The sequence below is a fragment of the Pseudomonas sp. SBB6 genome (assembly GCF_024213215.1).
Taxonomy (GTDB): Bacteria; Pseudomonadota; Gammaproteobacteria; order Pseudomonadales; family Pseudomonadaceae; genus Aquipseudomonas; species Aquipseudomonas donghuensis.
Genome location: NZ_JANAVH010000004.1, coordinates 358,501 through 383,293, shown reverse-complemented (window position 1 = coordinate 383,293; position 24,793 = coordinate 358,501). Strand labels below are relative to the sequence as shown.

19 protein-coding genes are annotated in these 24,793 nt (G+C 62.2%); 6 read left to right on the top strand and 13 right to left on the bottom strand.

The window, feature by feature from the left end:
* Window position 1: 1 nt before the first annotated feature.
* Window positions 2-892, bottom strand: coding sequence for a LysR family transcriptional regulator (locus NLX68_RS10565; RefSeq protein WP_254283932.1), 891 nt, complete (start codon window positions 890-892; stop codon window positions 2-4).
* An 86-nt stretch (window positions 893-978) separates the two neighbouring features.
* Here NLX68_RS10565 and NLX68_RS10560 point away from each other — a divergent pair, with 86 nt between their 5' ends.
* The 4 genes from NLX68_RS10560 to NLX68_RS10545 all read left to right on the top strand — a co-directional run bounded on the left by NLX68_RS10560 (window position 979) and on the right by NLX68_RS10545 (window position 4,371).
* Window positions 979-1,311, top strand: coding sequence for a multidrug efflux SMR transporter (locus NLX68_RS10560; RefSeq protein ID WP_038997480.1), 333 nt, complete (start codon window positions 979-981; stop codon window positions 1,309-1,311).
* Window positions 1,312-1,379: 68 nt separating this feature from the next.
* Entirely contained in the window at window positions 1,380-2,555 is a 1,176-nt protein-coding gene (locus tag NLX68_RS10555; protein ID WP_254283931.1) for an FAD-binding oxidoreductase, read from the top strand.
* The gene (locus NLX68_RS10550; RefSeq protein ID WP_254283930.1) at window positions 2,552-3,361 is read left to right on the top strand and encodes an aldo/keto reductase; all 810 of its coding nucleotides are present in this window, start codon (window positions 2,552-2,554) and stop codon (window positions 3,359-3,361) included. Before NLX68_RS10555 ends, NLX68_RS10550 begins: the two co-directional genes overlap by 4 nt.
* Window positions 3,362-3,408: 47 nt before the next feature.
* On the top strand, window positions 3,409-4,371 hold the full coding sequence (locus NLX68_RS10545; protein WP_010221558.1) for a hypothetical protein: 963 nt from the start codon (window positions 3,409-3,411) through the stop codon (window positions 4,369-4,371).
* A gap of 33 nt (window positions 4,372-4,404) precedes the next feature.
* Here NLX68_RS10545 and hldE read toward each other — a convergent pair whose 3' ends face one another.
* The 3 genes from hldE to NLX68_RS10530 form a co-directional block, all read right to left on the bottom strand.
* The gene (hldE, locus tag NLX68_RS10540) at window positions 4,405-5,826 is read right to left on the bottom strand and encodes a bifunctional D-glycero-beta-D-manno-heptose-7-phosphate kinase/D-glycero-beta-D-manno-heptose 1-phosphate adenylyltransferase HldE (protein WP_254283929.1); all 1,422 of its coding nucleotides are present in this window, start codon (window positions 5,824-5,826) and stop codon (window positions 4,405-4,407) included.
* 133 nt (window positions 5,827-5,959) lie between these two features.
* On the bottom strand, window positions 5,960-7,768 hold the full coding sequence (msbA, locus tag NLX68_RS10535) for a lipid A export permease/ATP-binding protein MsbA (protein WP_036995483.1): 1,809 nt from the start codon (window positions 7,766-7,768) through the stop codon (window positions 5,960-5,962).
* 15 nt (window positions 7,769-7,783) lie between these two features.
* Window positions 7,784-8,959, bottom strand: a complete 1,176-nt coding sequence (locus tag NLX68_RS10530; RefSeq protein WP_254284069.1) for an O-antigen ligase — start codon at window positions 8,957-8,959, stop codon at window positions 7,784-7,786.
* 100 nt (window positions 8,960-9,059) lie between these two features.
* On the opposite strand from NLX68_RS10530, the gene NLX68_RS10525 reads away from it, so the two are divergent.
* A complete protein-coding gene (locus NLX68_RS10525) occupies window positions 9,060-9,662 on the top strand; it encodes a toluene tolerance protein (protein WP_254283928.1) in 603 nt (200 codons plus the stop codon).
* Window positions 9,663-9,668: 6 nt separating this feature from the next.
* Here NLX68_RS10525 and NLX68_RS10520 read toward each other — a convergent pair whose 3' ends face one another.
* The 9 genes from NLX68_RS10520 to putP form a co-directional block, all read right to left on the bottom strand.
* Window positions 9,669-10,763: a glycosyltransferase gene (locus NLX68_RS10520; protein ID WP_254283927.1), complete on the bottom strand. Its 1,095-nt coding sequence runs from the start codon at window positions 10,761-10,763 to the stop codon at window positions 9,669-9,671.
* Window positions 10,764-10,812: 49 nt separating this feature from the next.
* Complete coding sequence (locus NLX68_RS10515; protein ID WP_254283926.1) at window positions 10,813-11,586, bottom strand: glycosyltransferase family 2 protein; 774 nt, start codon at window positions 11,584-11,586, stop codon at window positions 10,813-10,815.
* Between the two features lie 67 nt (window positions 11,587-11,653).
* Window positions 11,654-12,610, bottom strand: coding sequence for a glycosyltransferase (locus tag NLX68_RS10510; RefSeq protein WP_254283925.1), 957 nt, complete (start codon window positions 12,608-12,610; stop codon window positions 11,654-11,656).
* Window positions 12,611-12,661: 51 nt separating this feature from the next.
* Window positions 12,662-14,062, bottom strand: a complete 1,401-nt coding sequence (locus NLX68_RS10505; RefSeq protein WP_254283924.1) for a PIG-L family deacetylase — start codon at window positions 14,060-14,062, stop codon at window positions 12,662-12,664.
* Window positions 14,059-14,955 carry an antimicrobial resistance protein Mig-14 gene (locus NLX68_RS10500; RefSeq protein WP_254283923.1) on the bottom strand — a complete coding sequence of 299 codons (897 nt, stop codon included), beginning with the start codon at window positions 14,953-14,955 and terminating at the stop codon, window positions 14,059-14,061. The genes NLX68_RS10505 and NLX68_RS10500 overlap by 4 nt, the downstream gene beginning before the upstream one ends.
* The gene (locus tag NLX68_RS10495) at window positions 14,955-16,085 is read right to left on the bottom strand and encodes a glycosyltransferase (protein ID WP_254283922.1); all 1,131 of its coding nucleotides are present in this window, start codon (window positions 16,083-16,085) and stop codon (window positions 14,955-14,957) included. The genes NLX68_RS10500 and NLX68_RS10495 overlap by 1 nt, the downstream gene beginning before the upstream one ends.
* On the bottom strand, window positions 16,069-17,826 hold the full coding sequence (locus NLX68_RS10490; protein WP_038997493.1) for a carbamoyltransferase: 1,758 nt from the start codon (window positions 17,824-17,826) through the stop codon (window positions 16,069-16,071). The genes NLX68_RS10495 and NLX68_RS10490 overlap by 17 nt, the downstream gene beginning before the upstream one ends.
* Before the next feature lie 158 nt (window positions 17,827-17,984).
* Window positions 17,985-18,821, bottom strand: a complete 837-nt coding sequence (locus NLX68_RS10485) for a 23S rRNA (adenine(2030)-N(6))-methyltransferase RlmJ (RefSeq protein WP_010221549.1) — start codon at window positions 18,819-18,821, stop codon at window positions 17,985-17,987.
* A 126-nt stretch (window positions 18,822-18,947) separates the two neighbouring features.
* Window positions 18,948-20,432 carry a sodium/proline symporter PutP gene (gene putP, locus NLX68_RS10480; RefSeq protein WP_010221548.1) on the bottom strand — a complete coding sequence of 495 codons (1,485 nt, stop codon included), beginning with the start codon at window positions 20,430-20,432 and terminating at the stop codon, window positions 18,948-18,950.
* Window positions 20,433-20,785: 353 nt separating this feature from the next.
* Between putP and putA the strand changes: the two genes are divergently transcribed.
* Complete coding sequence (gene putA / locus NLX68_RS10475; protein ID WP_254283921.1) at window positions 20,786-24,739, top strand: trifunctional transcriptional regulator/proline dehydrogenase/L-glutamate gamma-semialdehyde dehydrogenase; 3,954 nt, start codon at window positions 20,786-20,788, stop codon at window positions 24,737-24,739.
* Window positions 24,740-24,793: the final 54 nt, after the last annotated feature.

Genomic DNA, 24,793 nt, shown 5'->3' with positions numbered 1-24,793 from the left:
ACTAGCCAATTGCGCGCAAGTGCACTGCGAAGCGTTCAGCCAACCACTGTGCAGCGGGGCCCAGCGGCTCGTCACGACGCCACACCAGCTCGACCACCAGCGCCGGTGGCGTCCATTCGCTGGCCAGCTCGACCATTTGCGTCTGGTAGGTGGGGTACTGCACCACATGCCGCGGCAACCAGGCCCAGCCCAGGCCACGCATCAGCAACTCGGCCATGGCGTAGAAGCTGTCGGCACGCCAGATCTGCGGGCTGATCGGCTCGCCACCGGGATAGCCGCTTTCCTGTGGGGTGATCAACAACTGGCGGTGCCTGGCAAGGTCCTGGCGGGTAACCCGCTGCAAGCCGGTCAGTGGATGATCCACCGCACACACCGTGACCATCTCGATCCGTCCTACAGCCCGGCGCTCAAGGGCCTCCGGCATATGGTCATGGTGAAACAAAAGGCCCAGATCGGCGCGCCGTTCGATCAACTTGCGCGCAACGTCGCCCTGGGCGCCGCTGGCCATCTGCACCTCAAGCAAGGGGAACTGCCGAGCCAATTCGTCGAGGCTGTCGATCACCGGTTGATAGGGCATGGCCTCATCCTGGGCCACGCGCAGTTGCGCCTCTTGCCCGCGCATCAGGGCCAGGGCACGGCCGTCAAGGCGTTCGCACTGGCGCAGCAGTTCGCGGGCATCTTCCAGCAAGGTCGCGCCGGCCTCGGTCAGGCGCGGCTGGCGGCCGCTGCTGCGCTCGAACAGGGTCACGCCCAGGTCAGTCTCCAGCAGGGCAATGCCGTTGCTCACCGCCGATTGCGCCTTGCGCTGCTCACGGGCCACTGCCGAAAACGAACGCAGCTCGGCGACCCGCACGAACATGCGCAACTGCTCCAGTTTCCACTGCTCGGCCATCAACCTATCTCCAGGAAAGATAGGTAATGACTTTACCCCATTCAGGCTTGCTCTAGAATGCCCAGCCAGAACAGAGGATTACCGACATGAATGCCTACACTTACCTGGCTATCGCCATCTGCGCCGAAGTCATCGCCACCGCCTCGATGAAAGCCGTCAAGGGCTTGAGCACGCCCTTGCCGCTGCTGCTGATGGTCTGTGGCTACGCGGTGGCGTTCTGGATGCTGACCCTGGTGGTGCGCAGCATTCCGGTGGGTATCGCCTATGCGATCTGGTCGGGCCTGGGCATCGTCCTGATCAGCGTCGCGGCGCTGGTGATCTACGGGCAGAAGCTGGATGTGCCGGCGATGCTCGGCATGGCCATGATCGTCGGCGGCGTGGTGGTGATCCAGGTCTTCTCGAAAACCGCCGGGCATTGATCCGCAACCGGGTGCAATGCTTCACAGGCTGTATACTGGGCGTCTGTCCAAGCTTGTGAGGTTCATGCATGCCAACCGTAATTTCCACCGATGTGCTGATCGTCGGCGCCGGGGTCGCAGGCCTCTGGCTCAATGCCCGCCTGCGCCGGCTCGGCTATTCGACGGTGCTGGTGGAACGCGCCAGCCTCGGTGGCGAGCAAACCCTCAAGTCCCAGGGGATCATCCACGGCGGCGCCAAATATGCCCTGCACGGTGCCCTGACCGGCGCCTCGGAGGCCATCGCCGACATGCCGCGGCGCTGGCGCGAGGCCCTGGCCGGCAACGGCGAGCTGGACCTGTCCGGCGTGCGCCTGCTGTCTGAAGCCCACTACTTGTGGTCACCCGGCACCCTGGCCGGCAATCTCACCAGCTTTTTTGCCAGCAAGGCGGTGCGCGGCCGTGTCGATCAGGTCAAGGGCGATCAACTGCCGCCAGCCCTGCAGGACCGCGCCTTCAAGGGCAAGGTCTATCGCCTGGCCGAATTGGTCGTCGATGTGCCGAGCCTGCTGAACAAGCTCGCGGAGCTGGCCGGCGACAGCCTGCTGGCCGCTCAATCCATCGAACCGCTGAATGACAATGGCGAGCTGCTTGGCTTGCGCGTCGACGGCCGCGAGATCCGCGCCCAACGCGTGGTGCTCAGCGCCGGTGCCGGCAATGCCGCGCTGCTTGAAGCCCTGGGCCTGAGCCAGCCGGCCATGCAGCGCCGGCCGCTGCACATGGTCATGGCCAAGGGCGCCAGCCTCAAGCCGTTGTATGCCCACTGCCTGGGCGGCGGGCCGAAGCCGCGCATCACCGTCACCAGCCACCCGGCGGCTGATGGCCAGTGGGTCTGGTACCTGGGTGGCGACCTGGCCGAAGCCGATGGGGTGGCCCGCGAACCTGACGCGCAGATTGCGGCGGCGAAAAAAGAAGTCGGCAACCTGCTGCCCTGGATCGACCTCAGCCAGGTGCGTTGGGCCACCGTGCGCATCGACCGCGCCGAGCCCGCACAGTCGGGGCTGGTGCGCCCGGACAACGCCTTCCTTGCCGAGCAGCAGCGTCTGCTGGTGGGCTGGCCGACCAAGCTGGCCCTGGCCCCGGACTTCAGCGACCGGGTGCTGGCCACCCTTGAGCGTGACGGCATCAAGCCGGCCGCTCAGGCTGCCCTGCCCGAACTGCCCCGGCCACCCATGGCCCTGCCGGTGTGGGAGCAACTGCTGCCATGAGCCTGCCGAGCCTGCACGACCTGCATCGTCCCCTCGGCAGTACCGGCCTGACGGTGTCGCCACTGGGCCTGGGCACCGTCAAGCTCGGCCGCGACCAGGGCGTCAAATACCCCAACGGCTTCACCATTCCCGACGACGGTGAAGCACGCATGCTACTGGCCCAGGCCCGCGAGCTGGGCATCAACCTGATCGACACCGCGCCAGCCTACGGCCGCAGCGAGGAGCGCCTCGGCCCGCTGTTGCGCGGTCAGCGTGAGCACTGGGTGATCGTCAGCAAGGTGGGCGAGGAGTTCGAAGACGGCCAGTCGCGTTTCGACTTCAGTGCAGCGCACACGCGCTTTTCCATCGAGCGCAGCCTCAAGCGCCTGGAAACCGACTGCATCGACCTGGTGCTGGTACATTCCGACGGCAACGATCTGCATATCCTCGAACATGAAGAGGTCTACCAGACCCTCGAAGCGTTGAAGCAGGAAGGCAAGATCCGAGGTTTCGGCCTTTCCGGCAAGACCGCAGCGGGCGGCCTCAAAGCGCTTGAGCGCGGCGATTGCGCCATGGTCACCTACAATCTGAACGAGCAGGCTGAACGACCGGTGATCGATTACGCGGCCGAACACGGCAAGGCGATCCTGGTGAAAAAGGCCCTGGCCAGTGGTCACGTGTGCCTGAGCCCGGGGGTCGACCCGGTGCGCGCCAGCTTCGAACTGCTGTTTGCCCACCCTGGCGTCAGCAGTGCTATTGTCGGCACCATCAACCCGCTGCACCTGGCCCATAACGTGGCAACCGTTGCCAACGTCCTGCGCCACTGACATCCACGCCGCCGCCGCGGCCGACCCCAACGCAAGAAGGAGCCGACATGCCGCGAACGCTGATCCGCAAGAACCCCAGCAACTTCAAGACCCTGCCGCTGCACGTCGAGGCCAGCCCCGAAGGCCTCGTCTACCAGAGCATCGGCATGCCGCTGAACTTCGCCCAGACCCTGCAACGGCGCAAGCCGATCCAGCTCGCCGACAGCCAGCACTTTGCTATCGAGCTGGCCAATCTCGGCGTGTCGGTGCGCCTGACCCTGCGCTGGCAAAATCGCGATTACTGGGTGCTGGTGCGTCAGCGCCGTCAGGACCGCGGCGATGTGGTGCTGAAACTGATTTCAGGCTATGTGCCCGCTCAGGAGCTGAACCTGCCGCTGCATACGGCAATTCAGGAGGTTGCCGAAGAATGCCTGCTGGAAACCCCGGAAGGCTGGCTTGGCGGGCGCTTCAACGACACCTGGCTACCGGCTCCCTACGCTGACGCCTTGCACTACCGCGAAGCCCTGCCCTTCGTGCTCACTCCGCAGTCCGGCGCCGCACGCCCGGTGCGCTGCGCCAATCTGCAGTTGCTGGAGCGGCCTCGGGCCTACGTGCACTTGCCCACCGCTTCACTGCAGTTGATCTACGACCTGTGCCTGCAAGTCCCCCGCGAGGCCAAATCGCTGAGCCTGTTCCACGTTGACGAGCGCCTTGAAGGCGACCAACTCGTCGCTCGCCTCAACCGCAAGCGCCCCGACCTGTACCTGATGCCGCTGGAAGACGGCCAGCCACGTGCCGAACTCTACACCCTGAGCAAGGATCGCCTGCTACCGGCCAGCACCCGTGGCCTGTACCTGGCCGAAAGCTTTGCCAGGCAGGAGGGATGGCTGGTCAGGGATGAGCGGATACGCTGGAAGGACTGGGTCAGGCAGCAAGGCCTGACGCCAGCGAAGCCGGACAGCGGCTTGAAGCGGCTGACCGGTAGAGCGCGGGAGCTGTTGCAGATGGCGCGTGGCGGATTGCGCAAGTAGAGCCGATCGCGGGGCGACTTGCCCCGCGATGTTTCAGTTCTTGCGGATCTTCTCGACGATAGCGGTGGTCGAGCTGTTTTCCACCAGCCCCAGCACCTTCACGGTGCCGCCATAAGACTTGACGATATCAGCGCCGACCACCTGGTCGATGCCATAGTCACCGCCCTTGACCAGCACGTCCGGCTTGACCTGGCTCAGCAGGTTCTCCGGCGTACCCTCAGGAAAGCTGATGACCCAGTCCACTGCGCCGAGGCCGGCCAGCACAGCCATGCGCCGGTCAACGCTGTTGATCGGCCGGCCCGGACCTTTCAGGCGGCTGACCGAGGCATCATCGTTGACCGCGACAATCAGGCGATCGCCCTGGGCACGGGCTTGCTCCAGGTAGGTCACGTGACCGGCATGGAGGATGTCAAAGCAACCGTTGGTGAAGACAATCTTCTCGTTGTGCGCGCGGGCATCATCGATGGCCAGCAGCAGCTGGTCGAGGCTCAGCACGCCACGCTCGGAACCTTCTTCGCGCTGGATGGCGCGGCGCAGCTCCGGGGCACTGATGGCTGCGGTACCCAGTTTGCCGACCACGATACCGGCGGCAAGATTGGCCAGGCCCACCGCATGGGGCAGCTCTTCGCCGGCAGCAATGGCTGCGGCCAGGGTCGAGATCACCGTATCGCCGGCACCCGTCACGTCAAACACTTCACGGGCACGGGCAGGCAGGTGCAGGGCCGGGTGACCAGGACGCAGCAGGGTCATGCCGTGCTCGCCACGGGTCACCAGCAAGGCGCCGAGCTCCAGCTCGCTCATTAGTTGGCCACCCTTGGCCACCAGCTCGGCCTCGTCGGCGCAACGGCCAACAATGGTTTCGAACTCGCTGAGGTTGGGGGTGATCAGGCTGGCACCACGGTAGATCGAGAAATCCTTGCCCTTGGGGTCGGCCAGCACCGGAATGCCCTTGGCCCGGGCCGCCTGGATCAGGCTCTGGTGGTTTTTCAATGCCCCCTTGCCATAGTCCGACAGGACCAGCACCTTGACGCCATCGAGCAGCGCATCGACCTCGGCGCCCAGGGACAACGGGTCGGTGGCAAAGGGTTCTTCAAAGTCGATACGCAGCAACTGCTGATGGCGGCTCATGACCCGCAACTTGACGATGGTCGGCTGGTGGGCAATACGCTGGAAGATCGAGCGCACACCGGCAGCCTGCAGGCTGTTGGCGAGGCTGTCGGCCGCCTCGTCCTGGCCCGTCACCCCAACCAGTGCAGCCGGGGCCCCCAGGGCGGCGATGTTCAAGGCCACGTTGGCCGCGCCGCCGGGACGGTCCTCGATCTGTTCGACCTTGACCACCGGTACCGGCGCTTCAGGCGAAATCCGTGAGGTACCGCCATGCCAGTAGCGGTCGAGCATGACATCGCCCACCACCAGTACCGGGGCTTGATCGAAACGCGGCATGGACAACTTCATGGGCAACCCATATACAAAATAATTAACAGGGGCAGGATATTAGCACAGGCAAAGCGAAGGCTTGTTTACCGCCTTGTTGCCAGGCATTCCAGGGAAAGGCTGCCGGGGCACGACAGGCCCCGGCGCGTGTGAATCAGGTGATATCGGCCTTGGCCGGTTCGTCCAGGCCCATGGCATGCAGCCTGGCGTAATAGCCATTGGCAGCCAGCAACTCGGCATGGGTACCGCGCTCGACCAGCTTGCCCTGATCCATGACCAGGATCATATCGGCCTTCTCGATAGTCGACAGACGGTGGGCGATCACCAGCGTGGTGCGCCCTTGCATCACGTGATCCAGTGCGGCCTGGATGTGTCGCTCGGACTCGGTATCGAGGGCCGAAGTGGCCTCGTCGAGAATCAGCAACGGCGCATTCTTGAGCAGCGCCCGGGCAATCGCCAGGCGCTGGCGCTGACCACCGGAGAGCAGCACACCATTCTCACCGACCTGGGTGTCGAAGCCTTGCGGCAACTGCTCGACGAACTCCTTGGCATAGGCATCGGCGGCAGCGGCTTCGATCTCGGCCCGCGGCGCACCGGCCAGGTCGCCATAAGCGATGTTGTTGGCCACGGTGTCGTTGAACAGGGTCACGTGCTGGGTCACCTGGGCGACGTGCTTGCGCAGGTTACGCAGTCGGTAGTTCTCGATCTCCACGCCATCGAGCAGGATCTGCCCCTGGTCGTGGTGATAGAAGCGCGGGATCAATGCCGCCAGAGTCGACTTGCCGCTGCCCGAACGCCCCACCAGGGCGATCATCTGCCCGGGTTCGGCGGTGAAGGAAATGTCGCTCAGTACCTGACGTTCGGTACCCGGATAGGTGAAATTCAGGTTGCGGACCTCAAGGCGCCCCACAACACGGTCCAATTCGACGGTGCCACTGTCGACTTCCGGTGCCTCGTCCAGTTGCTCGAAAATGCTTTCGGCACCGGCCAGCCCCTTCTGGATGGTCGAACTGACTTCCGACAACTGGCGGATTGGTTTGGGCAGCAGGCCCGCCGCAGTGATATAGGCCACCAGATCACCGGCCGTAGCATCACCGCGCAGGAACAGCACCAGGAACATCAGCGCGGCCATGGCGGTATAGATCACCAGTTGCAGCATCGGCGTGTAGACCGCGCCGGTCTTGGTCATGCGCAGCTGCTTGTCGGTGTTGCTCTGGCTGGCATTGGCAAAGCGCTGTTGCTCATAGCTTTCGCCACCGAAGCTGCGCACGACGCGGTAGCCCTGGATCGTTTCGGAAGCGACATGGGTGACATCACCCATGGCCACCTGAATCTTCTTGCTCTGCTTGCGGAATTTCTTGCTCGCAGTTCCGACCATCAGCGCAATCACCGGCAGGATCGCCAGCATCACCAAGGTCAGTTTCCAGTTCATCCACAACAGGTAGACAAACAGGAAGACCACGGTCAGGCCTTCGCGGATCACCACCTTGATCGCATCGGTCGCAGCGCCGGTGACCATGGTCACGTTGAAAGTGATGCGCGAGATCAGGTGACCGGAGTTGTGGTTGTCGAAGTAACGGTTAGGCAGCACCAGCAGCTTGTTGAACAGTTCGACCCGCAGGTCATGTACCAGACCCAGGGAGACCTTGGCCAGAAAGTAGTTGCCCAGAAACGAGCCAAGGCCCTGCCAGGCGGCGATCAGCACGATCAGCAGTGGCACGGCCTGCAGCAACTGCAGGTCTTTCAGGTAAGGCACGGTGGGGAACAACACCGCCTGGGGGTTGCTCAAGCCATCGACGAAATACTTGAGAATGCCGGCCAGCATTGGCTGGGTCGAGGCAAAGATCACAAAGCCGAGGATACTCAGCATAAAAATGCCGATGTACGGCTTCACGTAGCTCAGCAGCCGGAAGTAGATTTTCAGGCTGGAGCTCTGCTCCGCCTCTCGCGGTGTTTCGGCCATCGTCGAGCTCGCTGTTCAGATAGAACCGGAAATTTTATCACAGCCTGGAGCCCGGGCACGCACCCAGACCAGGACAGTGGCCAGGCCAACCGGCAACCAACTGATGAACCATTCAGCGCGCGGGGTGCCGGTGAGGCTGGCGGCGTCGAATTGCATGGCCAGGGTCGAGAAAAGCCACAGCCCCATCATGCCCTTGCCGTAATCTGTGTCACGAGATTTCCAGATTTCGCGTAATACACAAAGCCAGACAGCCAACCATAGCAGCATGCCGGGAATGCCCAGTTCTATTGCAATGTGAGTGAACATGTTGTGCGCGTGATCAAACTCCAGGCCTACCGCTTGGATTTTATAGAACGCGCCCAATCCCAGGCCCGTCCATGGGTGCTCGGCAATCATCTGCAGGCTGGCCTGAAAGATTTCCGGTCGATAGGACGAGCCCCGCGCCATGATCAGCGACTGCATCAAGACAAAAGCAACAATCGCGGCGACCATTGCCACACCCGCGATCCAACAACTACGACGGTCCCGGCACCAGGTCGGCATGGCAAGCACGGAAATCAGCAGTGCCAGTGCCGCACCTCGACTCTGGCAGAGCAGCAGGAACATACCGAGAGCGACCAATGCCAAGCCCCAGATACCTTGCAGTACCAGGGTACGCGGCGGCCAATGAAGCATCCAGATAATGGCGGCAGCAATTACATAAGCGCCAAGAATAGGATGGGAAATTTCCCCGACACCGTATAACCGGGCATGCCAGGGCTGCGTCTGAACGCCATAGAACAGCACGATTGAATAGACCGCTGCGATTGCCAGACCAACACCGCCCCAGTTCAGCAGGCGCATCACACGCGCAGTGTCTGCATTGCCCATCATTGGAAAAAACAGCAGGAACACGGCGATATACACCAGGCGTTTGACCTCACGCCCCCCCTCGTCGACACTGCTCCACGAAAGGCTCAGGGCAGACCAGCCAAGCAGCAAGGCCACCGACAGCCATAGCCAGCGCTGGGCTTTCCAGGTATCGACAACAAGCACGCGAGCCGACCACAGCAACACCAGTACCGGCAGCCACAAAAATGCGATCAAACCTTGTTGATAAACCTTGTTACTGGGCGCCAAGGCGATTGCCACCACGAACCACAACAATCCGATCGCCAGCCAGGACTGTGCCCAGCGCCTTGTGTACATCATGCTTTTCCCCATCGTTTCAACAACACCGGCATGGTGCATCCTTAAAACTTTCGGCATTATTGCCGGTCATTTTGCTTGCCCGATGACAAGGCCCCTATCCATGCAATGTTCCCGGCTACCCCAGGTCGACTTCAATCAGCTGATACTCGGCGCCCAGATCCTGGAGGCCGACAGCTACGGTGCTAAAGTCTACCTGCTAACCGATGGCAATATCCTCAAGCTGTTCCGGCGCAAGCGGTTAATTTCATCTGCCTTGCTGCGACCTTACTCGCGGCGCTTCATCGACAACGCCTTGCAACTGAAGAAGCTTGGAATTCCTACGCTGGAGGTACTCAAGTATTTCACCCTCGACGCCCCTGGCATGACCGCCGTGCTGTACCAGCCCTTGCCCGGCGAAACCCTGCGCCAACTGTCCCGTCAGCCGGGATTCAGCTGGCAGAAGCACCTGCCGGAGCTGGTTGCCCTGATACAGAACCTGCATCGCTCAGGCATCTACTTTCGCTCATTGCACCTGGGCAACATTGTGGTGACGCCGCAACAGCAATGGGGCTTGATCGATGTGGCTGACATGCGTTTCCTACGGGCGCCATTATCCGTACGACTGGTAAGACGCAACGTGCAGCACTTGGCTCGCTACATTGGCCGGGAACAGTTGGGGGACGAGTTTCCCCTTGCAGAATTAGAGCGCGCCCTGTTGAAGTGAGGTTTTTCAGGGCGTGCGTAGCAGTTCACGGGAAGCCTGACTGAAACTCTGCCAGGCCTGATCCGGGGCCAGCGCCTGCTGCTGAGCCGCCGCGACCTGTTCTGCAGGCAATGCAGCACAATCAATGATGGCCTTGGCCCACGCCTGGGGATCGCCCGCTGGGGCATAAAGACCCGCGCCCCCTAATTGCTCGCGAAACACTGACAGATCGCTGCACAGTACCGGCACTTCTGCCATCACCGCTTCCTGGAGCACCAGCCCCAGGCCCTCAGCATGCGAGGGTATGAGCACCCAGTCAAATGCCCGGTAGAGCTGCGCCAGGCCGTTGCAATGGCCTGGCATCGAGACTTTATCAACCAGTCCTAGCGCCTTGAGCCGCCCTTCCAGCAATGCGCGTTGCACACCCTCACCAAGAATCACCAGGCGTAGGTCAGGCTGCTGCCGGCTAGCCTGAGCAAAGGCCTCCAGCAGGTAATCGAAACCCTTGCTATCAACGAGGCGGCCGACTGCGCCCATTACCCGCACACCTCGGGTTGGCAAGTTCAACGCCTGTCGAGCTTGCTCCGGCTCAAGCAGGTCACGACGAAACCCTTCTGGCTCGAGGGCTGTACGCAATACGTTGACCGGTATGCCGAGGTCTTGCTCCAGCGCGCTGGCCAGGGTCTGGGATACCGCCACAATACTCAACCGACTGCTGGGGATCGCGCGTAGCAAGGCGACATCTGCCCGACGTAAACGGGTCTTGCCATGAAAGACGATAGCTGCCCGGACATCCGGCATTTTCTGCACAACCGGCAGAATCAGCCGCGAGACCCCTAACCCATCCAGCACCAGCACCTGTGCATTGGCCTGCTCCAACGCTTCACGCAGGCGGCCATGCAACCAGGGCCTGAGCAACATCCACAGATGCCGCCCCTTGAGCAGACGATGGGACAACTGCCACTCCCGTGTCGATTCTGCGCTGCAGCAGGAGCCCTGGCCTTGCAGTAGCCAACTACTGATCCTTGCCCCAGGCCCCGCCTGGGACAATATCTGCTGGTGAACCTTGTGCACCGAGCTATAGGCCGAGCCACCTGCCCACATGATGTTGACGATATTCACGGGGAGCCCCCCCCCTGCGTCGGACTGGATAACTGGCAAACCAGCTGAATCAATTCGCAAGAAGGCCAACCCACACTCCCATTGCAAATCCGATCAACAACATAACTGCCAGCTTCACCCGCTCGCGCTGACGCCGGCGGGCTTTACGCTGACGCTCTTCAGGCAGACTCACGTGCATACCGAAGCCTGTGTGCAACACTGCGTCACCTTCCAGGCTCACCCCAGTCAGGTTCAACTCGGCATAGCGCTTTGACAATGCCTTTTCACCAGCATAGGCAGCAAACGGCGCACAGCGCTGATAATCGCTCAGGCGGCGCAAACCGGGGTTCAGCGAGAAGCTTTGCCACTCGGGCTTGTCCGACAGCAATGGGTAGCAGGGAACACCGGCGATCACCTGGCGCTCGCCCAGATGGATATACGGGCTGTGCAATTTCAGGTCGTAGACATAGCTACGCAACCAGACCTGCAGGAGCTGCGGGCTGACCGCCAGGATCGCCAGCGAGTCCTCGACAAAGCCTGGGCGGTAGAACTCCCAGTCATCCTCGCAATGGAAGATGTAGGGGGTCTTTACGTGACTATAGGAAAGGTCGATCGACGCCAACTGGCCCAACTTCGGGCGGTTGACGAAGACCGTGCAGTACGGCTTCCAGTGCTCGGGGATAGCCTGGTGAACAGCATCATCCCCGGAGTCCTCGGTGATGAACACTTCACGAATAGGCGCGGTATTGAACCGGTCAAAGCTTTCCAGCGTAAGTTTTAGCAAATCGAAGCGTCCGCAACTGGTGACAACCAGTGTTACGTCACTATCTTGGCAGAATCGCACCGGACCCCCTCCCCATAAACTGTATTCAAATGTTCAAGACTACTTGCCTGGTTTCAGGACAGCCGGCTCATATGCCCAGTCTCAAACGCAAGCGCTGCCAGCCGGTCAGGGCTGGACGGGGACGAAGAGGTGGCTGCATTTTTTCCACGATGCTACGACCTACCTGGGCGAAGCTGAATTGCGAGACCGCCAGATCACGACCGTTATTGCTGATTCGCTCAACCAGTTCAGGGTCGGCACGCAACACTTTCAGCTTCTCTTGCAACTGGGCAATGCTGTCATAGAGCACCACGTTATGCATGTCTTTCAGGCCCAGGGCGCGATTCTCCGCCTCACCCTGGTTAAAGGCCAGCAAAACGCAGCCACAGGCCATCGCCTCGAAATTCTTGATCATGTATTCGCCCATGCCGACATCCGCGCTGACAAAAAAGCGGATGCGGTTGAGCGTGTCGCAGTATTCTTCGCCCGACTTGGTGCGCGTAACCAGCAGGTTTTCTACCTGGGCCAGCTCGTCGAGCAGCGCCTTGCGGCCACTGTAGGCAACACTGTTGGTACTGCCGACGAACGCAAGCTCGATGTCCCGCTCACGCCCCTGGTCGGCCAGCAACTGCTGGTCGTAACCCTTGGGCACAAACACGGCATCAAAACCTTCCTGGCATAGCTGTTCGCTGACCATGTAGCCGGAACTGATCACCCGCGCCCAGGGCAACTGGCGGTAGTGAGCGCTGAACTTGCCGGTGTACTTGCACGGGATGTAGTTCTGGTAGGCATCATGTTCGAGGATGACCAGGTTGGGCACCGTGCGAATGAAACCGACCTGGCGAATCTCTTGCTTGAAACGCAGGAAGAACACGATCCTGTCGTACTTGTCGACGTCGATCTCGCGACGGAAATAACTGTGCAGATTGCGTTGGTCGTCACTGCTCAGCCACCGCAGATCACAGTCGCAATGCGCAGCAACACCGTCATACAAACGATCAAGGATCGCCCGTTGTTCTTTCTGCACCAGAAATAGAACTTTCATTGTCTTCCTTGCGGCGCTCGGGCCACAGCTTTCAATCTTGCAGCGTCATGATCAGAGGTCACGACGCCAGAACAATTCATGGCGACGCACGGCCTTGCGGAAAAATTCGTTCTCGCCATAAGGCGAAGCTCGGCGCCCGGCCAGCCAGCGTTGCAGCAAGCGGCGCAGGCGGCGCTTGAACGGTGCAGGCGGCTGCAGGTCATGCATCATGCCCAAGGCCATGGCCTTGTCGCATTGGGCTGGCAGGCCCAGCAGCAGGCTGTAGGGCGCCCAGGCCTGGGTCGCTTCGAGTTGCGGCGGCAAGGCAATACCCGCACCGCTATCGCCCATGGGCCAGCGGTCGTTGTCGTGCAAGTGGTTGGCATAACACAGCAGGGTTTCAGGCTGCCATTCCAGGCCCTGCAGCGCCTCAAGCACAGCAGCCTGGGCGCAGATGTGGTCCGGGTGCGGATCGAGGGTCGGGTGCGGCATCACCAGCACCTGCGGCCGAGCCTTGAGCAACAGTGCACGCAAATCGGCCAGCAGGTTGTTCCAGGTCGGCGCGCCGTCCTGGTCACCCGGCAGGGACAGCGGGTTGAACTGGCGGAACAGGCGGGTATCGACAAGCCCGGCTTCTCGCGAAGCCATCGGCTCTGCAGGCGCGGCCTGCATGGCCGGGAGCTGCAAGCAGAAGTACCCAAGCTGCACACAACGCGACTCCGGTACACCTGCCCAGCGCGGCACGGCGATGCTGTCCCAGGCCCGCAAACGACCCTTAAGGCGCGCAGCTTCGGACTTTTCCAGACCCATTTGCTGATAGTGTTCGGCTTCGATTTCCCCGGCAGTCAAGGTCACCACCCAGGTTTCCTCAGCCTGGCTGTAGAGGCCAAACGCCGCGAGTTCGGCATCATCGGCATGAGGTGCGATCACCATCACCCGGCGCTGGCGCAGGTCAGCGCAAGGTGCAACCCACAGCTGCGCCTCACCCACCAGTCGACAGTAGCGCCCACGCAGGCGCAGGCGCCCAGCCGTAAGCGGTTCGGCAAGCCCGGTAAGGTTCAGGTAACGAAGGCCGTTTACGCCCCGCTCGAAAGTCTGAACGTCTTCACTTCCCAGGCTTACCGAAGGATCGAGGAAACGCCCCAGCCAGCTACCCTTCAGGCGCACCTGCAGGATTAGCGTTTCGTCACCGCCAAGCTGCAGCGGCGACTGCAGGTGCACAAGGCCATCGACCAGGTCGGTCGGATGCGCCACGCAATCTGGCGGGAACTGATATTGATAGTCCTCGGCCGGGGAGTAGAACAGGTGATCGGCAAACCATGCCTCGTGGGCTACCCACAGCAGCGGCAACAACAGCAGCGGCAGCCACCACTGAACGGAAATGCCCAGGGCGAGCAGTACCAGCAGGCCGACCAGCAGCCCCAGGCGCTTGTTGCGCCGGTGGCGCTTGAGCAACTGCTGCTTGCGACTCACACCTGAAACACCGGCACGGGGTTGCACCAACGGTCCTTGTACTCGCGATCGGCACGGCCGAAGGAGAAACGCAGGGGTTTGTTGCGCGCACGGGCGTCTTCCCAGGCAGCCTGGGTATTGAGGAAGCTCAGTACGCTGCCAGGGCTGAATGCCTTGGTTTGCGGGTCGACACCACCGTTGATGTATTCAACGCTGATCCACTCTGACGCTTCGACCCGATAGACCAACTGGATGGCAATGGGTGCATCGTCAAGAAACAACACCGAACCGATCAACAGCTCACGCAGGCGCTCGATCACCTCGGCCATGCGTTCGGCGCCGGTAGCCGGGAACTCCCAGCGGCGCTGGAACAGGTCGCAGTAGATTGCGGCAAGTTCGGCACTGGAGAAATCCGTGACCGGCCGTACCTGACCGCCCGCCTCTTCCAGCAAACGCAGTTCGCGGCGCTGGTTGTAGCGAAACTTCTTCGACAGGTCTTCCGGCGTACGCGCCATGGCCAGCGCTTCGGTCTGCGGCTTGAGGTTGGCAAAACGACCCTGGTTGAGCTCGGACAGATAGCGCCCGGCGTACCGCAGCGGCGCCTGGGCATCTACGGCGGCAGGCAGGATCAGCTCGGCGTTGCCCAGGTCATACAGGCCTTTTTTACCCTGACGCTTGAGCACATCCTTGGACAGTGCCAGGTAGCGGCCCCAGGTGGGAATCGCGGCCTTGAGCTCGCCGTCGCGCTCCCAGCCCAGGTAACGCACCGGAATCTGCGCCAGGTCAGCCAGTTGCTCGACCACCAGCGGATGAGTGGCGACACTGCCGCCAAATTTTTCCCAGGCTTGGGCGTAGGCAGGCGCATCGATCTGCGTCCAGCCGCGCTCACGCCAGCCTTGAATATGGTTGAGCATCAGGCCTCCGCCGTCAGTGCACGAACGTGCGGCAGTTGCCAGAAGGCGTCGCGCACCGCGGCATCGGAGAAACGCTCACGCAGGCGTTCGAGCATGCGCCCGGCACATTCCTGGCGCTGCCCTTCGTCCAGCGCGGCCAGGTGCTGCAGGCCTTGCCCCAGGCGCTCGGCGTCGCCCAGCGGGAACAGGATGCCAACACCTTCGACCACCTCGACCGCACCGCCACAGGCCGTGGCCAGCAGCGGCACGCCGGCGACCATGGCTTCGAGCAGGACCATGCCGAACGGCTCGTGGTCGGAGCTCAAGGCGAAGGCGTCGAAGGCACGGAAGTAACGACGGGCGTCAGGTACCTGGCCGAGAAAATCCACTTGCGCGGCAATTCCCAGTTCGGCGGCCTGAGCCTTGAGCGCTTGCTCAAGACGGCCTTTGCCGAGGATTGCCAGCCGAGCACCGACCGGCAGTTGCGGCAGGGCCTGGGCAAAACCACGCAGCAAGGTGGCCTGGTCCTTGTCCGGATGCAGGCGGCCGACGTTGCCGACAATCCATGCCTGCGGGTCCAGGCCCAACGCCTCGCGCGCCTGCGCGGCAGGTACCTGGCTGGACTGCAGCGCCTCGATGTCGATGCGGTTGTAGAGGGTCTGGATACGCTCGAGCGGCCACTTGGGCAGGCACTTGCGCATGTCGTCGCGCACCGCATCAGAAACACCGAGCAGGCTCAGGCGCTTGCTGAACAGGTTGGCAAACAGCTGGCGGCTACCACGCAGGTAGTCACCAAAGGCGTGGTGCACGCCGATCACCGGCAAGCGGCTGCCGAGCAAGGCGATATAGATCGGCTTGAAGCGGTGCGCGATGCAGAAGCTGAACTGGCGACTGGCGACGATCCGCCGCAATGCGCGGATCGCCCCCAGCTTCAGGCCACGGATGGCCTTGGAGCTGAACTCGAGGAAGATCACTTCGTCCGAGGCGCAACCGGCCGCTACCTGAGGGTCGGCAGCGCCAGTCAGGAACACCGTGGTGACCTTGTAGCCGCTGCCGTCGAACAGGCTGGCGTACTGGCGCGCGCAGTCCAGAAACGGACCGTCATAACCATGACAGAACTGCAGGACGCGTTTTTCAGCCCTGGACGTCATAAGTGTCCGCGCCGTCCTTGACCACCAGGATGTCTTCCATGATCAGGTACTGCAGGTCCGAGCCGAAGAACATGTTCAGCGCATCGGTCGGCGAGCAGATCATCGGCTCGCCACGGCGGTTGAGCGAGGTGTTCAGCGACACGCCGTTACCGGTCAGGGTCTCCAACGCTTTCATCATGTCGTAGTAGCGCGGGTTGTACTCGCGCTTGAGCACCTGGGCCCGCGAGGTGCCGTCTTCGTGGACGACTTCCGGCACGCGGGTCTTCCACTCTTCAGCCACTTCGAAGGTGAAGGTCATGAACGGCGCCGGATGATCGATCTTGATCATCTGCGGTGCGACGGTGTCGAGCATCGACGGGCAGAAAGGCCTCCAGCGCTCGCGGAACTTGATCTGGTGGTTGATGCGGTCGGCAACGCCTTCCACGCTTGGGCAACCAATGATCGAACGACCACCGAGCGCGCGCGGGCCGAACTCCATGCGGCCCTGGAACCAGGCCACCGGGTTGCCGTCGACCATGATCTTGGCGATCTGCTCGGGCATGTTCTCCAGCTTGCGCCATTTCGGCTGGCTCGGGTGACGGGCACAGGCGGCGATCACGTCCTCGTTGGAGTACGCCGGGCCGAGGTAGACATGTTCCATCTTCTCGACCGGCACGCCACGGGCGTGGGACACATAGGCAGCAGCACCCACCGCGGTACCGGCGTCGCCGGAAGCCGGCTGGACGAACAGTTCCTTGAGGTCTGGACGGGCAATGATCTTCTGGTTGAGCTTGACGTTCAGCGCGCAACCGCCGGCAAAGGCCAGCTTGCCGGTCTCCTTGAGGATGTCGCCCAGGTAATGGTCGATCATCTGCAGGGCGAGCTTCTCGAACAGCGCCTGCATGCTCGCGGCGTAGTGGATGTACGGCTCGTCGGCGATGTCGCCTTCGCGTTTCGGGCCCAGCCATTCGATGAGCTTGGGCGAAAAGTAGAAGCCTTTGCCCTTCTCTTTATAACGACGCAGGCCGATGACGTTGGCGTAGTCGGTGTTGATCACCAGCTCGCCGTTCTCGAACGAGGCCAGGCGCGAGAAATCGTACTTGCTGGCATCGCCGTACGGCGCCATGCCCATGACCTTGAACTCGCCATCGAGCATCTCGAAGCCGAGGAACTCGGTGATCGCGCCATACAGGCCGCCCAACGAGTCCGGGTCGAAGAATTCCTTGATCTTGTGGATCTTGCCGTTTTCGCCGTAACCAAAGAAGGTCGTGGCGTATTCGCCTTTACCGTCGATGCCGAGGATCGCGGTCTTCTCCTTGAAGCCCGAGCAGTGGTAGGCACTGGAGGCATGAGCCAGGTGGTGCTCGACCGGCTCGATCTTGACCTTCTTCGGGTCGAAGCCCAGTTGCTCCAGGCACCAGACGATCTTCTTGCGATAGCGCTTGTAGCGACGGTTGCCCATCAGGATCGCGTCAAGGGCGCGGTCCGGGGCATACCAGTAACGCTTGGCGTAGTGCCAGCGAGCCTCGCCGAACAGGCTGATCGGAGCGAACGGGATCGCTACCACGTCAACGTCGGACGGTTTGATACCGGCCTGTTCCAGGCAGAACTTCGCCGATTCGTAGGGCATGCGGTTCTTTGCATGTTTATCGCGCACGAAGCGCTCTTCTTCAGCGGCGGCAATCAGCTTGCCGTCGATGTACAGGGCCGCGGAAGGGTCATGACTAAGGGCGCCGGACAGGCCAAGAATCGTCAATGCCAAGGGTCTAGCCTCTTCAATCTGTAAATATGCGCGCGGGCCATTGGGGCGGGCGGCAGCCAAAGCGCGGGATTATAACGCAAAGCGTAGGAGCGGGCTTGCCCCGCGATTGCATACATTCAGACACACCGCATCGCGGGGCAAGCCCGCTCCTACAGCAGTTATTCGGCGATCAACCAATCCATCCGCCAGCTACCCTGGGTCTGCGCCAGCACCTGTGACAGCCACGGCAGCAGCGCACGCAGCTCTTCTTCCAGGCCCCATGGCGGGTTGGCGATGGCCAGGCCCGAGCCGTTGAGGCCCTGCGGGCTGTCCTGCGGATGCACATACAGCTCGACCCGCAGCAGCTTCGGCGCACCGGTACTGGTCAGGTCCTGGTAGAAACGCACCAGTTGGCGCTGGTCCTTGATCGGGTACCAGATAGCCGCGACGGTCTGGCGCATGCGACCGATGGTCTCTTTCATCGCCTGGGTGCAGCGCTTGAGCTCGTCGGCTTGCTCGAACGGCGGGTCGATGAGCATGACAGCGCGTTTTTCCTGCACCGGCAACAATGCCCGCGGCACGTGCCAGCCCTCGCCCAGGTGCACGGCGACGCGCGGGTCCTTCTTCATGTTGTCCTTGAGCAGGCGGCCGTCTTCGGGGTGCTTCTCGTTGAGCAGCACACGGTCCTGCTGGCGGGCCAGGCGCCGGGCCAGCTCCGGGGAACCCGGGTAGTAGCGCAACTCGCCGTCAGGGTTCATCTTGCGCAGGATGCGCAGGTAGTCTGCGGTGACTTCCGGCAAGTCGTCGCGCCCCCAGAGACGACCGATCCCTTCGATCCATTCGCCGGTACGCGTCGCCTGGTCGCCCTGCAGGTCGTAAAGACCCAGACCGGCGTGGGTGTCGAGGTAGGCAAACGGCTGCTCCTTGCGCGACATCAACGCGATCAGACGGGTCAGCACAAGGTGTTTGAAGACGTCGGCATGGTTGCCGGCGTGGAAGGCGTGACGATAGTTCATGGCAACTCCTGCAAGACCGCGCAGTTTACCTTGTCATGCGGGCGGCGTCAGGCACGGGCCGCCAAAACGACAACGACCCGGGCTCTTGCGAGACCGGGTCGTTGTCAGGCGAAGCTCAACAGTCGATCAATGACCGGCTTTGAACGCCTCGTCGGCAGCTTCGAAACGCGACACCATGCCCTTCGACGGGCTACCGGCCTTGCTGACGAAGTAGATCGCCAGGGCGCCGAGAATGAAGCCCGGGATGATCTCGTACAGACCCCAGATGGAGAAGTGCTTCCACACCACAACGGTGATCGCACCCACCAGGATACCGGCCAACGCGCCGTCACGGGTCATGCCTTTCCACAGTACCGAGATCAGCACCACCGGACCGAAGGCGGCACCAAAGCCCGCCCAGGCGTAGCTGACCAGACCCAGCACGCGGTTCTCAGGGTTGGAGGCAATCAGGATGGCAACCACAGCCACCAGCAACACCATGGCACGGCCGACCCAAACCAGCTCCAGCTGCGAGGCACCCTTGCGCAGGAAGGTCTTGTAGAAGTCTTCGGTCAGGGCGCTGGAGCACACCAGCAGCTGGCAGCTCAGGGTACTCATGACCGCTGCCAGGATGGCCGACAGCAGAACACCGGCGATCCAAGGGTTGAAGAGGATCTTGGCCAGCTCAATGAATACCCGCTCATGGTTCTCGGCGACCGGGCCCGCGACGTCAGGATGCGCCGAGAAGTAGGCGATGCCGAAGAAGCCAACGGCGCAGGTGCCGACCAGGCAGAGGATCATCCAGGTCATGGAGATGCGACGCGCATTGGCGATCGACTTGACCGAGTCAGCGGCCATGAAGCGCGCCAGGATGTGCGGCTGGCCGAAGTAGCCCAGACCCCAGCCCATCAGCGAGATGATGCCGATGAAGGTGGTGCCCTTGAGCATGTCGAAGTTGCCCGCGTCCTGCAGTTCGATGGCCGCGAAGGTGGTATCGAAGCCACCGGTTGCGATCAGCACGATCACCGGCGTCAGGATCAGGGCGAAGATCATCAGCGTGGCCTGGACGGTATCGGTCCAGCTCACCGCCAGGAAGCCACCCACAAAGGTGTAAGCAATGGTCGCCGCTGCGCCAGCCCACAGTGCGGTCTCATAGGACATGCCGAAGGTGCTTTCGAACAGGCGGGCACCGGCAACGATACCGGAAGCGCAATAGATGGTGAAGAACACCAGAATCACCACCGCGGAGATGATCCGCAGCAACCCGCTGTTGTCTTCAAAGCGGCTGGAGAAGTAATCCGGCAGGGTCAATGCATCACCGTTATGCTCGGTCTGCACACGCAGGCGGCCGGCGACGAACAGCCAGTTCAGGTAGGCACCGACGATCAGGCCGATGGCGATCCAGCTTTCCGACAGACCCGACATGTAGATGGCGCCCGGCAGGCCCATCAACAGCCAGCCACTCATGTCCGACGCACCGGCCGAAAGCGCGGTAACCACGCTGCCGAGGCTGCGACCGCCAAGAATGTAGTCAGAAAGGTTGTTGGTAGAGCGATAGGCCATGAAGCCGATCAGCACCATTGCCGCGATATAGATCACGAACGTGATCAAGGTTGGATTGCTTACACTCATTGTTGCGCCCTGGCGTTTGTTTTTATGTAGCGACAGCCTCAGAGGAGGTTGCACCCAGGCCGCGAATCCTATGCAACAACGCAAAGAGGGTGCAACCTGTTTTTACAATCAAGTTGCACCTCGTCGGAAATTTTGCATAACAGCAGCTTTTTGCTCCCTTTTGGAGCAAGAAGACATATTTTCAGAAGGAAATGCACCAGAAACAGCCATTTCGGCTGTAGGGTTTTACCCTCCTGACGAGTAGCACTTTTTTCCTGCATATTTTGGGTTGCACTAGGTTGCACCCGAAATCGCGCACGGCTAATCTTGGCGCCAGCTTAAGTCACAACCTGTGGCAATAATGAGGATAAGAAATGGCGACGACCACCCTTGGGGTCAAACTCGACGACCCTACCCGTGAGCGACTCAAAGCAGCTGCGACGTCTATCGACCGCACGCCGCACTGGTTGATCAAACAAGCGATCTTCAACTACCTGGAGAAGCTCGAGGGTGGCGCCACCCTGACCGAACTCAACGGTCAGCCCGGCATTCATGCCGACGATGCCGGCGAAGTCCAGGCCGACCACGCCCACCAGTGCTTCCTCGAATTCGCTGAGAGCATCCTGCCGCAATCGGTACTGCGCTCGGCCATCACCGCCGCCTACCGCCGCCCCGAGCCAGAAGTGGTACCGATGCTGCTTGAGCAGGCGCGCCTGCCGGCCGCCATGGCCGAAGCGACCAACAAACTGGCCGCTGGCATCGCCGAAAAACTGCGTAACCAGAAGAGCGCGGGTGGCCGCGCCGGCATCGTCCAGGGTCTGCTGCAGGAATTTTCCCTGTCGTCCCAGGAAGGCGTGGCGCTGATGTGCCTGGCCGAAGCCCTGCTGCGCATCCCCGACAAAGGCACCCGTGACGCCCTGATCCGCGACAAGATCAGCACCGGCAACTGGCAACCGCACCTGGGCAACAGCCCGTCGCTGTTCGTCAACGCGGCCACCTGGGGCCTGTTGTTGACCGGTAAGCTGGTCTCGACCCACAACGAATCCGGCCTGACCTCTTCGCTCAGCCGCATCATCGGCAAGAGCGGCGAGCCGATGATCCGCAAGGGCGTCGACATGGCCATGCGCCTGATGGGCGAGCAGTTCGTGACTGGCGAAACCATCGCCGAAGCCCTGGCCAATGCCAGCAAGTTCGAAGCCAAAGGCTTCCGCTACTCCTACGACATGCTCGGTGAAGCGGCACTGACCGAACATGATGCCCAGAAGTACCTGGCGTCCTATGAGCAGGCCATTCACTCGATCGGCAAGGCCTCTCACGGTCGCGGCATCTATGAAGGCCCGGGCATCTCGATCAAGCTCTCGGCCCTGCACCCGCGCTACAGCCGCGCCCAGTACGAGCGCGTCATGGAAGAGCTGTACCCGCGCCTGCTGTCGCTGACCCTGCTGGCCAAGCAATACGACATCGGCCTGAACATCGACGCCGAAGAAGCCGACCGCCTGGAGCTGTCGCTGGACCTGCTCGAGCGCCTGTGCTTCGAGCCGCAACTGACCGGCTGGAACGGTATCGGTTTCGTTATCCAGGCGTACCAGAAGCGCTGCCCGTATGTAATCGACTACGTCATCGACCTGGCCCGCCGCAGCCGCCATCGCCTGATGATCCGCCTGGTTAAAGGCGCCTACTGGGACAGCGAAATCAAGCGCGCCCAGGTCGAAGGCCTGGAAGGCTACCCGGTCTACACCCGCAAGGTGTACACCGACGTGTCCTACATTGCTTGCGCACGCAAACTGCTGTCGGTGCCAGAAGTCATCTACCCGCAGTTCGCTACCCACAACGCCCACACCCTGTCGGCCATCTACCATATCGCCGGCCAGAACTATTACCCGGGCCAGTACGAGTTCCAGTGCCTGCACGGCATGGGCGAGCCGCTGTACGAACAGGTTGTCGGCAAGGTCGCCGATGGCAAGCTGAACCGTCCGTGCCGTGTGTATGCACCGGTCGGCACTCACGAAACCCTGCTGGCCTATCTGGTGCGCCGCCTGCTGGAAAATGGCGCCAACACCTCGTTCGTCAACCGCATCGCCGACCAGTCGATCTCGATTCAGGAACTGGTCGCCGACCCGGTCGCCACCATCGAGCAGATGGCCACCCAGGAAGGCAGCTTCGGCCTGCCGCACCCTCGCATTCCGCTGCCGCGTGACCTGTATGGCACCGAGCGGGCCAACTCCGCCGGTATCGACCTGGCCAACGAACACCGCCTGGCTTCGCTGTCCTGCGCCCTGCTGGCCACCGCCCACAACGACTGGAAAGCCGCGCCGATGCTCGGTTGCGCTTCGAGTAATGAGGCAGCGGCACCGGTATTGAACCCGTCCGATCTGCGCGATGTGGTCGGTCACGTCCAGGAAGCCAACGTCACCGACGTCGACAACGCCATCCAGTGCGCCCTCAACGCCGCGCCGATCTGGCAGGCTACACCGCCAGCCGAACGCGCAGCGATCCTGGAGCGTGCCGCCGACCTGATGGAAGCCGAGATCCAGCCGCTGATGGGCCTGCTCGCCCGTGAAGCCGGCAAGACCTTCGCCAACGCCATCGCCGAAGTGCGTGAAGCGGTCGACTTCCTGCGTTACTACGCCGTCCAGGCACGTAATGATTTCAGCAATGACGCCCACCGCCCACTGGGTCCGGTGGTATGCATCAGCCCATGGAACTTCCCGCTGGCGATCTTCAGCGGCCAGGTTGCCGCTGCACTTGCCGCCGGTAACCCGGTGCTGGCCAAGCCGGCCGAACAAACGCCGCTGGTCGCGGCCCAGGCCGTGCGCCTGCTGCTTGAAGCCGGCATCCCCGAAGGCGTGGTGCAACTGCTGCCAGGGCGCGGTGAAACCGTCGGCGCCCGTCTGGTCGGCGACGATCGGGTCAAAGGCGTGATGTTCACCGGCTCCACCGAAGTCGCCCGCCTGCTGCAACGCAACATCGCTGGCCGCCTGGACGCCCAGGGCCGTCCGATCCCGCTGATCGCCGAAACCGGTGGCCAGAACGCAATGATCGTCGACTCCTCGGCGCTCACCGAACAAGTGGTCATCGACGTGGTGTCCTCGGCCTTCGACAGCGCCGGTCAGCGTTGCTCGGCCCTTCGCGTACTGTGCCTGCAGGAAGATTCCGCCGACCGCGTCATCGAAATGCTCAAGGGCGCCATGGCCGAAAGCCGCCTGGGTAACCCCGAGCGCCTGGCCGTGGACATTGGCCCGGTGATCGACGCCGAAGCCAAGGCTGGTATCGAGAAGCACATCCAGGGCATGCGCGACAAAGGCCGTACCGTGTACCAGATGGCAATCGCCGACGGTGAAGAGATCAAGCGCGGCACCTTCGTGATGCCGACCCTGATCGAACTGGAAAGCTTCGACGAGCTGCAACGCGAGATCTTCGGCCCGGTACTGCACGTGGTGCGCTACAACCGCAAGAACCTCGACCAGCTGATCGAGCAGATCAATGCCTCCGGTTACGGCCTGACCCTGGGTGTGCACACCCGGATCGACGAAACCATTGCCAAGGTCATCGACAACGTCAACGCCGGTAACGTCTACGTCAACCGCAACATCGTCGGTGCCGTGGTTGGCGTGCAGCCATTTGGTGGTGAAGGCCTGTCGGGTACTGGCCCCAAAGCCGGTGGCCCGCTGTACCTGTACCGCTTGCTGTCGACCCGCCCGGCCGATGCCATTGAGCAGTCGTTCCAGCGTACCGACGGCGACAACGCCCCGGACACCCGTCTGCGCGACAGCCTGAGCAAACCGCTACAGTCCCTCAAAGCCTGGGCGGCAAGCAACCAGCTGAGCGATCTGAGCGGCCTGTGCGAGCAGTTCGCCCAGCAATCGCAAAGCGGTATCAGCCGCCTGCTGGCGGGCCCTACCGGCGAGCGCAACAGCTACACCATCCTGCCGCGCGAGCACGTGCTGTGCCTGGCCGAGGTCGAAGCCGACCTGCTGACCCAACTGGCCGCGGTCCTGGCCGTAGGTAGCTCGGCTGTCTGGCCGGAAGGCGAGCTGAGCAAGACCCTGCGCAATCGTCTGCCGAAGGAAGTGCAAGCGCGCATCCAACTGGTGGCCGACTGGAACAAGGACGAAGTGGTGTTCGACGCCGTCCTCCATCACGGCGACTCCGACCAACTGCGCGCCGTGTGCGAGCAGGTGGCCAAGCGCGCCGGTGCCATCGTCGGTGTTCACGGCCTGTCGTCGGGTGAAACCGCGATTGCCCTGGAGCGCCTGGTGATCGAGCGCGCACTGAGCGTCAACACCGCAGCTGCCGGTGGTAACGCGAGCCTGATGACTATCGGCTGATAGCCTGCGGCGCCTCTATCGTGGGTCAAGCCCGCTCCTACAGCGTAGGAGCGG

Coding starts and splice junctions, on each gene's coding strand:
- NLX68_RS10500 (WP_254283923.1), bottom strand. CDS start 14,955: ATGCTCAACCATATTCAAGGCTGGCGTGAGCGCGGCTGGACGCAGATC.
- putP (WP_010221548.1), bottom strand. CDS start 20,432: ATGAGTGTAAGCAATCCAACCTTGATCACGTTCGTGATCTATATCGCG.
- NLX68_RS10550 (WP_254283930.1), top strand. CDS start 2,552: ATGAGCCTGCCGAGCCTGCACGACCTGCATCGTCCCCTCGGCAGTACC.
- NLX68_RS10495 (WP_254283922.1), bottom strand. CDS start 16,085: ATGACGTCCAGGGCTGAAAAACGCGTCCTGCAGTTCTGTCATGGTTAT.
- NLX68_RS10560 (WP_038997480.1), top strand. CDS start 979: ATGAATGCCTACACTTACCTGGCTATCGCCATCTGCGCCGAAGTCATC.
- NLX68_RS10545 (WP_010221558.1), top strand. CDS start 3,409: ATGCCGCGAACGCTGATCCGCAAGAACCCCAGCAACTTCAAGACCCTG.
- NLX68_RS10565 (WP_254283932.1), bottom strand. CDS start 892: ATGGCCGAGCAGTGGAAACTGGAGCAGTTGCGCATGTTCGTGCGGGTC.
- NLX68_RS10525 (WP_254283928.1), top strand. CDS start 9,060: ATGCAATGTTCCCGGCTACCCCAGGTCGACTTCAATCAGCTGATACTC.
- putA (WP_254283921.1), top strand. CDS start 20,786: ATGGCGACGACCACCCTTGGGGTCAAACTCGACGACCCTACCCGTGAG.
- hldE (WP_254283929.1), bottom strand. CDS start 5,826: ATGAAGTTGTCCATGCCGCGTTTCGATCAAGCCCCGGTACTGGTGGTG.
- NLX68_RS10530 (WP_254284069.1), bottom strand. CDS start 8,959: ATGATGTACACAAGGCGCTGGGCACAGTCCTGGCTGGCGATCGGATTG.
- NLX68_RS10555 (WP_254283931.1), top strand. CDS start 1,380: ATGCCAACCGTAATTTCCACCGATGTGCTGATCGTCGGCGCCGGGGTC.
- NLX68_RS10510 (WP_254283925.1), bottom strand. CDS start 12,610: ATGAAAGTTCTATTTCTGGTGCAGAAAGAACAACGGGCGATCCTTGAT.
- msbA (WP_036995483.1), bottom strand. CDS start 7,768: ATGGCCGAAACACCGCGAGAGGCGGAGCAGAGCTCCAGCCTGAAAATC.
- NLX68_RS10485 (WP_010221549.1), bottom strand. CDS start 18,821: ATGAACTATCGTCACGCCTTCCACGCCGGCAACCATGCCGACGTCTTC.